The 11,791-nt window shown below is 38.6% G+C and carries 8 protein-coding genes and 1 pseudogene; 1 reads left to right on the top strand and 8 read right to left on the bottom strand.

Annotated features, from left to right (window positions below; translation table 11 throughout):
- Window positions 1-146: 146 nt before the first annotated feature.
- From ACFX4X_RS24055 to ACFX4X_RS24065, 3 genes and pseudogenes are all read right to left on the bottom strand, one after another.
- Window positions 147-774, bottom strand: a pseudogene (locus ACFX4X_RS24055) (3-oxoacid CoA-transferase subunit B).
- A 547-nt stretch (window positions 775-1,321) separates the two neighbouring features.
- Window positions 1,322-2,611 carry an MFS transporter gene (locus ACFX4X_RS24060; RefSeq protein ID WP_377387158.1) on the bottom strand — a complete coding sequence of 430 codons (1,290 nt, stop codon included), beginning with the start codon at window positions 2,609-2,611 and terminating at the stop codon, window positions 1,322-1,324.
- 113 nt (window positions 2,612-2,724) lie between these two features.
- Window positions 2,725-3,780 carry a TauD/TfdA family dioxygenase gene (locus ACFX4X_RS24065; protein ID WP_377387161.1) on the bottom strand — a complete coding sequence of 352 codons (1,056 nt, stop codon included), beginning with the start codon at window positions 3,778-3,780 and terminating at the stop codon, window positions 2,725-2,727.
- A 480-nt stretch (window positions 3,781-4,260) separates the two neighbouring features.
- On the opposite strand from ACFX4X_RS24065, the gene ACFX4X_RS24070 reads away from it, so the two are divergent.
- Entirely contained in the window at window positions 4,261-5,034 is a 774-nt protein-coding gene (locus ACFX4X_RS24070) for an SDR family NAD(P)-dependent oxidoreductase (RefSeq protein ID WP_061462902.1), read from the top strand.
- Between the two features lie 128 nt (window positions 5,035-5,162).
- Here ACFX4X_RS24070 and ACFX4X_RS24075 read toward each other — a convergent pair whose 3' ends face one another.
- From ACFX4X_RS24075 to ACFX4X_RS24095, 5 genes are all read right to left on the bottom strand, one after another.
- Window positions 5,163-6,110, bottom strand: coding sequence for an alpha/beta hydrolase (locus tag ACFX4X_RS24075; protein ID WP_377387164.1), 948 nt, complete (start codon window positions 6,108-6,110; stop codon window positions 5,163-5,165).
- Window positions 6,111-6,288: 178 nt separating this feature from the next.
- The gene (locus ACFX4X_RS24080) at window positions 6,289-7,287 is read right to left on the bottom strand and encodes a TauD/TfdA family dioxygenase (protein WP_284470980.1); all 999 of its coding nucleotides are present in this window, start codon (window positions 7,285-7,287) and stop codon (window positions 6,289-6,291) included.
- A 166-nt stretch (window positions 7,288-7,453) separates the two neighbouring features.
- Complete coding sequence (locus ACFX4X_RS24085; protein WP_377387167.1) at window positions 7,454-8,746, bottom strand: MFS transporter; 1,293 nt, start codon at window positions 8,744-8,746, stop codon at window positions 7,454-7,456.
- A 94-nt stretch (window positions 8,747-8,840) separates the two neighbouring features.
- Window positions 8,841-9,896 carry a TauD/TfdA family dioxygenase gene (locus ACFX4X_RS24090; RefSeq protein WP_377387169.1) on the bottom strand — a complete coding sequence of 352 codons (1,056 nt, stop codon included), beginning with the start codon at window positions 9,894-9,896 and terminating at the stop codon, window positions 8,841-8,843.
- Window positions 9,897-9,909: 13 nt separating this feature from the next.
- Complete coding sequence (locus ACFX4X_RS24095) at window positions 9,910-11,436, bottom strand: long-chain-fatty-acid--CoA ligase (protein ID WP_377387172.1); 1,527 nt, start codon at window positions 11,434-11,436, stop codon at window positions 9,910-9,912.
- Window positions 11,437-11,791 lie beyond the last annotated feature (355 nt).

The following is an 11,791-nucleotide window of genomic DNA, read 5'->3' on the forward strand; positions in this document are numbered from 1 at the left end:
CCCCGATTGAATACCGAGAAAAGGCCGCAGCTTAAAATACTCTTTTTTTATTGTCTACTTGACAGGGTTATGTGCAAGGTGGGCGAAAAGGCTTCTCTTATTACAAATTTATCTCTACCCTAACAGGAATTAGCAGTGTTATCTCTTTACCTTGTAATAGAAGCCTTTTGGCGATCCCCTTTTCCACATGTCAAATTGGCGCTGATCGTAAAGGAAGCCTCCGTCTTTTCTATCACTTCATCTAGTGAAACACCTTCTTGCGTTTCCACAAGAATCATTCCCTCGGGAGTAAAGTCAAATACAGCCAAATCCGTAATCAGTCGATTTACAACCTTTTGACCTGTCAATGGAAGGGAACAGCTTTTTTTGATCTTGGATTCATTGTACTTATTGGTGTGCTCCATTATGACCACAATTCTTTTGGTACCATGGACAAGATCCATCGCACCTCCCATCCCTTTGACCAATTTCCCCGGGATCATCCAATTTGCCAAATCACCTTGTTCGGAAACCTCCATGCCTCCCAAGATAGCCAGATCAATGTGTCCCCCACGAATCATAGCAAAGGACTCAGCACTGTCAAAGAAAGATCCAGCGATTACCGCTGTAACCGTTTCTTTCCCTGCGTTAAATAAGAACAGGATCTTCCATCCCTTTAACTGGATAAGGTCCGATGCCAAGCAACCCATTTTCGGATTGCAATAATACATGTACTTCTTCCGGTATTTCGTTCGCAAGTAAAGTAAGCATTCCAATTCCTAGATTCACGTTCATCCCATTTTGAATCTCTTGAACCGCACGCTTAATGATTTTTGTCCTGGTACCTGTAAGTAAGTAATATTTATATAACACAAAATATAATCTTAAATATTGGCTGTGTTAAACTTGCCTGTTGATTTCCGCTTAAGGCACTTCGCTTTCCGAGTGCAGTCGTGTAGCCTCCTCGGTGCAGAGCGCCTGTGGGTCTCCCCTGACCTGCTACTTCCACATGAGCCTCGTGCCTTCCGCTTCAATCAACTTAGTTTGAAAATCAACAATTATGTTTAAACATCACCTAAAAATTAATAAGGACCTTCGTAAAGAAGGCCCTTTTACAGTTCTAATCATTACGAAACTAATTAATTTACTTAATCCTCCACTTCAATATGATTATCAGCGTAAGTCTCGGATATCTTATCCTGACAACTCCAGCACTTACTGCGATTTCGCTCCATAATAGCTAATTCTTCATGACACAATACACAACGGTCCATCTCAGAAACGGACTTTTCATTTTTACACATCGTTTATTTCCCTCCTTGATTCACCTATTAAATGATTTTTATACAATAACTTGTTCCTCAGGTTTTATCGTTGTTTGACTTTGGTTCGCGGGACGGACAATGGTCAAAAACAATAATCCGATTACGAACATAACCAAAGAAGTTACTTGAAAGCCATAACCATATCCAATTGCCTCAGTTCTTGCATACTGGATAAAATACCCGAATATGAGTGGAGCAATAATGCTTGTTGTACTTGATAGAGCAACATAGGCCCCTTGAGCCTTTCCAATGTTTTTGGGAGAAAAGAATTCCATTAATATGGCGGGTGCGAGTGAGAGAATAACAATCGCAAAACCCGGAGCAAGGATGAAGAATAGAATGGAGATTGCACTAGAATTAAAGGCATTTGCAAGAAATAAACAAATAGCGGATAGCACCATCGTAATCCCTGCAACATTTATTCGTGCTTTACGAATATCTCCTGTTTTGCGATAAAGTCGATCCGAAAACAGGGCAAATACAATTTGGCAAATGGCCGCAAAAAGAAAAGGTAAAGACACTGCAAGTTTCAACATTTTTCCATCAAAATGTTGAATTTCGGTAAAATATGCAGGAAACCATACCGCTTGAACGGACAATAACCAATAGGCACAACCTGCACACAAAACGATAAAAATAAAATTTTTAGATAAAAGATACGGAAGAAACTGACGCCAAGAAACATTAGAAGAAATTATTGAGTGCTTATCTTCTTGATCAAAAGCATACGAACCGATTTCTTTTGGGTTTTCTTTTCCAAGAATCATCCATAAAACTAGCACCATTAGTCCAACAATCCCCATTGCTATAAAAGCAGATCTCCATCCATATCCGTTGATCAAGGAGATTAATAATGGCGAAGCAATCGCAGGCCCGATTGTTGCTCCAAAGAGAACAGCGCCAAAGCCTATACCATGTCTATGTTTAGGGAACCATTTTCCAATTATTGAAGTTGATATAGCAACGGCAGGACCTTCTCCTGCTCCCAAGACCATTCTTGTTATTACTAGTAGAGATAGACTTGAAACAAAAGGTGTGGTAAATTGAACAATCAACCATACAAACGAGATCCAAGTAAACATTTTTTTCGTATTTCTTGAATCGGCCATTCCCCCTAGAATGAAAGAGGAAAAGGTAAAGAACCAAAAGAACGAACTGCCAACAATTCCCCATTGTGAAGGACTTAAATGTAACTCTTTCATTAGAGGAACAGAAACTAAACCAATGATAACTTTATCAACCTGGTTGATCATGCCTGAGGCTACAAGAATTAATAATATGATCCAAGAATATTTAGGTGTTTTCAAATTAATAATCTCCCCTTCTATTCCGTTAACATGAATCAATTGGTGTTTTAAAAGTCTTTAAAGGTAAATCTTCCGTGTTTAACCTCGTCTAAACTCTTTATTTATTAAACCCCTTACCTCATTTTTTCAGCAATACCTCCAGCTGTATTTTCACGTACAGGAATACCACCGCGACCAGCTTTACCTGTTTTCTCATCAATGAACATCGCGAAGTCTGGCGCGATTTCTCGCCCATTTGGCATCGTGAGCCACAATCTTAATAAATGACGTTTGCGTTCGGGTTCTTCATAGTCTTCGTATACAGTACGGGAATGAAGAACAGTATAATTATTAACAAATTGCATATCACCCGGTTCCATCATCATATCAATATGCATGTTTTCATCATATAAGAGGGAATCTATTAAGTCATATGCTTCAGTTTCAACTTTTGACAAATATCTACCTGTTTTCGCTTGTGCTGATTCTACATATCCGCGGTTATATCTGCAGCTTAATTTATCTTCGTAATAACTAAAGACTGGTGATGAATAAACAGGAGATTCACCTGGTGTTTCCTCACCACGACGATCCAAGAAATATGGAAGATAGAGAATTCCAAGATACTCAGGGTATCTATCCAGAATTTCATTGTAAACTGCGATGGAGCTTACGATACTACTGTAACCGCCAGATTTAGCTTTTAGAAGACTTAATAATCCGACTACGTCAGATCCATCTGGGTGAAAGGGCAGATGAGCATTCGTTTGGTAACCACGTACATTTGAATCATTAATGTCGAGACCTTGATCAACAACATGTCCTAATAGATCACCTTTTGCGTTTTGCGTGACCGGGATGCCCAGGTGGACTCCGAGACCCCAGTAAATAATGCTTGCTTCTTCATCTGTATACTTTTCAATTGGTAAGCCACGAATTAATAGAAAACCTCTCCCATTCTCCAGCTCGTCTATAAAGTAAGCTATTTCGTCAGAAAGATACGGAATTGGAAAGTCCTCCTTATTAAAATCAGGTGCCCTTAATCCTTTTTGTTTCACATAGAATAAAGCGCTTTCAAGATCTGCGATCGTTTTCTCTGACAAATAATAAATCCATGATTCATCTTTAGCTAAATCAATACCTTTCCAAGCTACTGGTCCTTGAATTTTTTCCTTTAAAATAGACGGCACTGAGAACCCTCCTTCGTTTTCTATTGCAATTTTAACTATAGTACCTAATGAAAAAGTTTGGGCTGTTTTCCTACTTTAAAAGCGACTGCCACTATCTTTCAAACCCTTATACTAAACAATTATTGCTTAATAAATGATGTCCCTTGTCCTCCCCCTTTAATTCCATGAAAGCGCTTTAAATAACTTCTGACTGTTATAATAGTTATCCAGTTAATTATATTCATAATTTTCAGTTAAATAAAATTAAAATTTTTAATTTACAAATAAACCTTACTAATAAACGGAAATAGAACACACTTGTACATGGCAATTTACAACACATATCATTATATTAATAAAACTTAAGTGCAATTTAAAATCTTTAATTTTATATAATTATCATTTATAGGTATAATCAACGATAGAAATGATTGAATTTTCTAATAAACCGCTTTCAAGAGCAGAGTCTAATACAAGTAAATTGAAGCAGGAGGTTGAACTATGGACTTAAAATTATCTGGAAAAAAGGCACTTATCGTTGGGGGAAGCAGGGGGATTGGCAAAGCTATTGCACGTCAGTTGGCTTTGGAAGGTGTGGATTGTACGATTTGTTCAAGAAACGAATCTTCACTAAAGAATGCAGCAGACGAATTGGCCAAAGAAACTAAAAGGAATATTTATCCAATAACAGCAGATACTAATGATCCGGACTCTATCCTAAATTTAGTTGAAAAATCAGCAGCAGAAATGGGAAGCATTGATATTTTAATCAACAGTGGTGCCCGTGTAGGAGGCCATGAACCAGAGGATTTTAACAGCATTAAAGATGAACTTATCTTGAAAGATTTCGAAGAAAAGTATATGGGCTATTTTCGTAGTGTCCGGGCTGTTGCTCCTTATATGATCCAAAATAATTGGGGACGTATTATCAATATAAGTGGTCTGGCAGCTAGAATTGGCGGCAATTATTTTAGTTCCGGTCCTCGTAATGCATCTGTTGTCCATATGACAAAATCCGCATCATTAGAATTAGGAAAGCACGGAATTACTGTCAATGCTGTTTATCCAGGGATTGTCGATACGGAAACGTTTAGAGGCCGTGTCACTAATGAGGAAGCTATACGCCAGGCAGCATCAATGAATGCCCTCGGCCGCTTGATTACATCAGAGGAAATTGCTTATGTCGTTACCTTCCTAGCCTCACCTTTGGCGGCATCGATAACTGGCGATGTCATTTCGGTAACCGGTGGAATTGGAAATACCGTTTATTACTAAATGCCTAGGGTTGCTATTGTTACTATTTCGTTGATTATCAATAATTTCTATTTAAAAAATTAAATAGGTTATTTTAAAAAGCGAGCCTCACTAAATTCTGAGGCTCGCTTCATTTAGAACATTTTCTTTCAATCTATCCCTATTGTATATTTTAAGGAACTCAAGAACTTCTCGATCCGAGAAACAGTCAATTCTATGTTCTTTGAGAAAATGGCCATTTGTACAAAAAATCCGTGGACCATTCCGGGTTCACATTCATATTCAACTTGAACACCAAAATCTTTTAGACGTTCAGCATAGGCCATTCCTTCATCCCGAAGTACATCATTTTCCGCTGTAATAACAATTGCTGGAGGGAGACCACTTAAATCTTGAGCGACTAAGGGGGAAGCATACTCATTACATCTGTCCTCATTATTCCTTAAATAATGATTACGGAACCAAATCAACTGCTCACGGTCAAGTCCAAATCCTTTTGCAAAGGTTCGATGGGATTCCGTATTGAACTCAAGATTTGTCGCAGGATAGATTAAAACCTGTGCAGTGATGTTTGGACCTTTTTTGTTTCTCGCCATCATCGTAACTACAGTTGCTAGATTTCCACCTACGCTATCCCCACCAACTACCAATCGAGAAACCTCTCCGTTAAATGAAGTCCCTTTTTCAAAAACCCATTGCAATGCGGAATAGGCGTCTTCTACTGGAGTCGGAAACTTATACTCTGGAGAAAGACGATAGTTTACGGATACAACAATACTTTGCGTTCGATTCGCTATCATTCGGCAGCTTGCATCCGTTGATTCAATGTCTCCTAGAACCCATCCTCCACCATGGTAGTAAATAAATAGTGGGAAAGGACCTTTTCCTTCCGGTATATATACCCTGCATTTGATTGTTTCATCCTGGCTTACCGGAATCATGTAATCCTCAACTTTTGAAAGCGGTTCTAATTTTACAACAGGACGCGGTGCTTTAGAAAGCATCTCTCTTACTGACTTATGATTCATCGTATGAATAGGTGGCAGCTGATTAAATGCTTGTAAATATTTTTCTGCTTGCGGATCTAAATTTGCCAAAAAACATCCTCCTCACTTCAGGTTATTTTTAAATTACCCAGTCTATATGCGACGCCATTATTCCTGTCACGAAACTCTCACTTCAAAATAAAAATATAAAATGGTGATTTTATTCATCATTTTCGTTGAATAAAATCACCATTCAAGAATTATTAGTGATTATTATTACCACGGGTTTTTATCTAATTACAGGTGCTCCTCCTATATAAAACTCGAAATCTGGAGCAATTTTCCGGCCACTTGGCATCATGAGCCACAATCTTAATAAATGACGTTTGCGGTCATCTTCTTCATAATCTTCAAATAGTGTACGTGAATGAAAAACGGTATAATTATTAACGAATTGCATATCACCCGGTTCCATCATCATATCAATATGAAAGTTTTTATCAGCAGTAAGGGAATCTACAAAATTAAACGCTTCGATTTCCTCTTTTGACAAAGAGATACCTGTCTTTGTTTGTGCTGATTCGACATATTGCCGCATATATCTGCAGCTTAATTTACCATCGTAATAGCTAAAGATCGGTGATGGAACTACTGGAGATTGACCAGGTGCTTCTTCCCCACGAAGATCATGGGCGAATGGACGGTAGAGAATTTCAAGGTACTCAGGGTGATTATCCAGAATTTCATTATAGATAGACATCGCACTAGCGATACTGCTTAAACCGCCAGATTTCGCTTTACGAAGACATAGTAATCCGACAACATCAGCAAGATCTGTGTGATAGTCAAGACGTACATTCGTTTGGTAACCTCTTACTGCTGTATTATCATTAAAGTCTTTACCCATGTTTTTGATATGCCCTAAGAGGTCGCCCTTTTTTCCTTGGATGATCGGCAGGCCCAAGTGAAGTCCAAGACCCCAGTAAATGATACTAGCTTCATCGTCAGTATATTGATCCATTGGTAATCCACGAATCAATAGAAATCCTCTCCCATTCTCCAGCTCTTCAACAAAATAAGCAATTTCATCAGCGAGATCAGGAATCGGGAAATCCTCCTTGTTAAAATTGGGTGCCTTTACCCCTTTTTGTTGAACATGTAATACAGCCTTGTCAAGAGCTGCAAGGGTTGTCTCAGACAAATAATAAATCCATGAATCATCTTTTGCCAGTTCGATACCTTTCCACGCTGAACGCCCCTGAATTTTTTCCTTTAAAATAACAGACATACATATTCCTCCTTTATATTTGTTGTATCATTTTAATTGATTGAATATTCCGAAATTATTATATATGGTATCCTTATAATTAAAAATGAAATTATTATTTTTAACTTATAATTAAGTTAGATCAATATAATCTTACTAAGAATCTTTCAATCTACGTTTATATCTCTTAAATTCTCAATTTCTTATCTGTTTCAATTATTGTGTGGCTTTCCTTTGCGGGACGTACACCGATCCAAAACAATAATCCAATAATGAGCATCCCTAAAGAAGAGGCTTGAAATGCGTATCCGTATCCGATAGCTTCAGTCTCAGAATTTTGAATAAGATAGCCAAATACGAGTGGAGCAATAACGCTTGTAATACTCGCAAGTGCAATGAACGTCCCTTGTGCCTTTCCAATATTCTGGGGAGAAAAAAACTCCATCAATATTGCGGGTGCGAGTGAAAGAATGACATACGCAAAACCCGGAGCAAGGGTGAAGAACAATATGGACATCACCGTGGAATTCGCGGCATTTGCTAGGTATAAGCATAGAGCGGATAACATCATCGTTATACCGGCAAGATTTATTCGTGCTTTACGAATATCTCTGGTTTTACGATAGAGCCGATCTGATAGAATGGCAAATCCTAATTGGAAAAACGCTGCAAAAAGAAAAGGTAAAGACACGGCTAATTTTAATGTTTGACCATTAAAATGTTGAATTTTGGTAAAATAGGCTGGAAGCCATACCGCTTGTACGGACAATAACCAATAGGCACACCCCCCGCACAAAACGATCAGAATAAAGTTTTTAGATAATAGATGCGGAAAAAACTGACTCCAAGAAACTTTAGAGAGGCTGGATAATTGCTGCTCCTTTTGCTGTATCGACGGCCAGCCGATTTCTTGAGGACTTTCTTTACCGAAAATCATCCATAAAACCAGCACAATCAGTCCCAGAATGCCCATCGCTATAAATGCAGATCTCCATCCATAATGATCAATCAAGGAGATTAATAATGGCGAAGCAATCGCAGATCCCCCTGTCGTTCCTAATAGAACCGCACCAAAACCGATGCCATGCCTATGTTTCGGAAACCATTTTCCCATGATTGCCGTGGATAGAGCGGGGGCAGGACCTTCACCAGCTCCCAAAATCATTCTGGTTAACAAAAGCATAGACAAACTGCTAACGAAAGGGGTGAAAAATTGAACTATCAACCAAACCAACGACATCCAAGTTAACATTTTTTTCGTGTTTTTTGAATCGGCCATGCCGCCAAAAATAATAGAGGAGAAGGTAAAGAACCAAAAGAAAGAACTTCCTACAACTCCCCATTGCGATGGACTTAAATGTAACTCTTTCATTAAAGGAACGGAAACCAACCCAATAATTATTTTATCCACTTGGTTGATCATCCCGCTAAGAACTAGAAATAATAAGATAATCCAAGAATATTTTGGAGTGCTTGTCATGAAAATCTCCCCACGTTTTCCTATATAAGGAACACCTTTTTCTGAATTCTGAAAAGGTGTTCCCACTCGTTCTTACTAAACGTTTTATAAAAAATCACTTCAGGGTTTCTATAATACCGCCAGATGTTGTTTTACGTTGGGGTACGCCGCCGCGACCTGGTTTACCTGTATTCTCATCAATAAACATCGCGAATTCCGGGGAAATTTCCCGACCATTTGGCATCGTGAGCCACAATCTTAAAAGATGACGTTTGCGTTCCGGCTCTTCATAGTCTTCGTATTGAGTACGTGAGTGAAGAATCGTATAATTATTGACGAACTGCATATCACCTTCTTCCAACATCATGTTATAATGTAAATTCTCATCATGAAGTAGGGAGTCCAATAAGTCTAATGCTTCAATTTCCACTTTTGACAATTGTATGCCTGTTTTTGCTTGTGCTGATTCGATAAATAAACGGACATATCTACAGCTCAATTTACCATCATAATAATTAAAGATTGATGATGTAAATACTGGAGGTTCTCCCGGCGCTTCCTCTCCACGACGATCAAAGTAAAATGGACGACAGAGAACTCCTAGATATTCCGGGTTCTTCTCCAGAATTTCATTGTAAACAGTCATCGAACTGATGATACTGCTGTGACCTCCAGATTTCCCTTTTCTTAGGCTTAATAAGCCAACAACATCAGATCCATCAGCATGAAATGGAAGGTGCAGTTTCGTTTGGTAACCACGTACATTAGAATTTTCTAAGCTAAGACCTTGATCTTTGACGTGCCCTAAGAGGTCACCATTTGCGTTTTGCGATACCGGAATGCCCATGTGAAGTCCGAGACCCCAGTAAATGATGCTTGCTTCTTCATCTGTATATCTTTCAATAGGTAATCCACGAATTAATAGGAACCCTCTCCCATTCTCCAGCTCGTCAACAAAGTAAACGATTTCTTCATATATATCAGGAATCGGAAAATCCTCTTTGTTAAAATCAGGTGCTTTTAAACCCTTTTGTTTAACATGAACTAAAGCGGTCTCAAGCGAGGCAATCGTTTTTTTAGACAAATAATAAACCCATGTATCATCTTTAGCCAGGTCAGTGCCTTTCCACGCTACTTGCCCTTTAACTTTTTCCTTTAAAATGGTTGACATAATTAATCCCCCTTTAGTAAGTGTTCATTTCAGTCAATTCTCTTAACTCTCTTCGCAAAATCTTCCCTGTTGAGTTCTTAGGCAACTCTTTAAAAAATTCTACTCGTTTAGGAAGCTTGTACTTCACCAGCTTATCCTGACAGAATTGAATAATGTCATTCATGGTGATCTGCTCATCCTTAACTACGACAAAAGCTTTAACATTTTCTCCGTATTCCCCATCTGGAACTCCGATTACGGCCGCCTCTATTACAGCAGGATGTTGATACAGGACTTCCTCCACTTCACGAGGATATACATTGTAGCCTCCAACAATAATAATGTCCTTCTTGCGGTCAACAATGTAGATGTATCCTTCTTCGTCCATTGTTGCGAGATCACCAGTGTAAAACCACCCGTCATTAAAAGCAGTTGAAGTAGCTTTCGGCATCCCAAAATATCCCTTCATTACATTTGGCCCTTGAACAACTAATTCTCCTACTTCTCTTCTCGGCAATTCTTTTCCAAACTCATCTACAACTTTGCTTTGGACAGCTGGAATATTCAAACCGATAGAACCTGGCTTGCGAGTCCCTTTTAAAGGATTAATCGCGACGAGAGGAGCAGTTTCTGAAAGCCCATATCCTTCCAATAAAGAAACACTAAACTTGTTCTCAAAATTATGCAGCAGCTCTGCCGGAATCGAGGCACCTCCAGAGATACACAGGCGAATAGATTGGCAATCCTCTGCACTCGCTTCAGGCAATTGATAGATAAAACTGTACATCGTAGGTACTCCAGCAAACACGGTTGCCTTTTTTTCTCGAATGGTCGTGACCACGTCATGAGGGCTGAATTTAGGCTGGATCAGGACTGTTGCCCCACAAGCAATTGGCGCATTCAGACAAACTGTCATACAGAATACGTGGAACATTGGCAGAACAGCTACGACACGATCTTTATCATCGAGTTCTAGTAATTTTGAAATGGAGTCCGCATTTGAAACCAAGTTCCGATGCGTTAACATTGCACCCTTTGGTTTCCCGGTTGTTCCTGATGTGTATAGAATGACTGCAAGGTCTTCTTCATCAATGTAAGGGCTTCCATCTGCATTGAAGCTTGTGCCTGTTTCCATGAGATGCTCCCATGTCGATTCCTGATTCTCGGCTTCGGTATAAATCACAATCTTCAGATTTTCCAACTGCTTTTTTACTTCTGATAACTTCGGTTCTACAGAAACATGAGTAATGACCGCTTTGACTTGACTATTGTCTAATAAGTAGTTGATTTCCCCTTGGGTATACAAAGGATTGATAGGAACAACAAATGCACCTAGCCGTAAAATGCCGTAGTACGCAATGAGAAATTCAGGGCTATTTCCTAAAATTAGAGCCACTCCATCTCCCTTCCTGATTCCTTGTACATACAGACCGGCAGCCAATCGATCCACCTTCTGATTTAGTTCTTGATAAGTAACACTTTTATCTCTAAAGATATAAGCGATACTTTCCGGGAAATTGCTTGAGCTTCTTTTTAGATTTTCGTTTAAGTTATAACTCATTAAATGAATTCCACCCCTTTTCTCACATAGAAGGCTTTGAATGCCTACTATTTTGAATATTTAAAATATTGTTACACTAAGTATACTTATAAATTATAATTAAATAAAATTAAAGATTTTAATTTATATATAAGTATTAATAATATTAAAAAGGAACTTCAGGATAAAAGGAGTGCTACTTCGATGATCTCTACATCTACTTCAAAATAAAAAGACAAAGCCCCAGTAAGGTGAACTATACCCCGGATAACGGACACACATAAAAAAGTGTCCCTTATGGGGCTGTTGACAAAATGGGGGAGAGCTTTTGCTCATTCCCCATTTTGATTTTTATCGTTAATTGCTTGTTTATTTA

It is taken from the genome of Peribacillus sp. YIM B13481 (genome assembly GCF_042787985.1).
GTDB lineage: Bacteria > Bacillota > Bacilli > Bacillales > DSM-1321 > Peribacillus > Peribacillus simplex_A.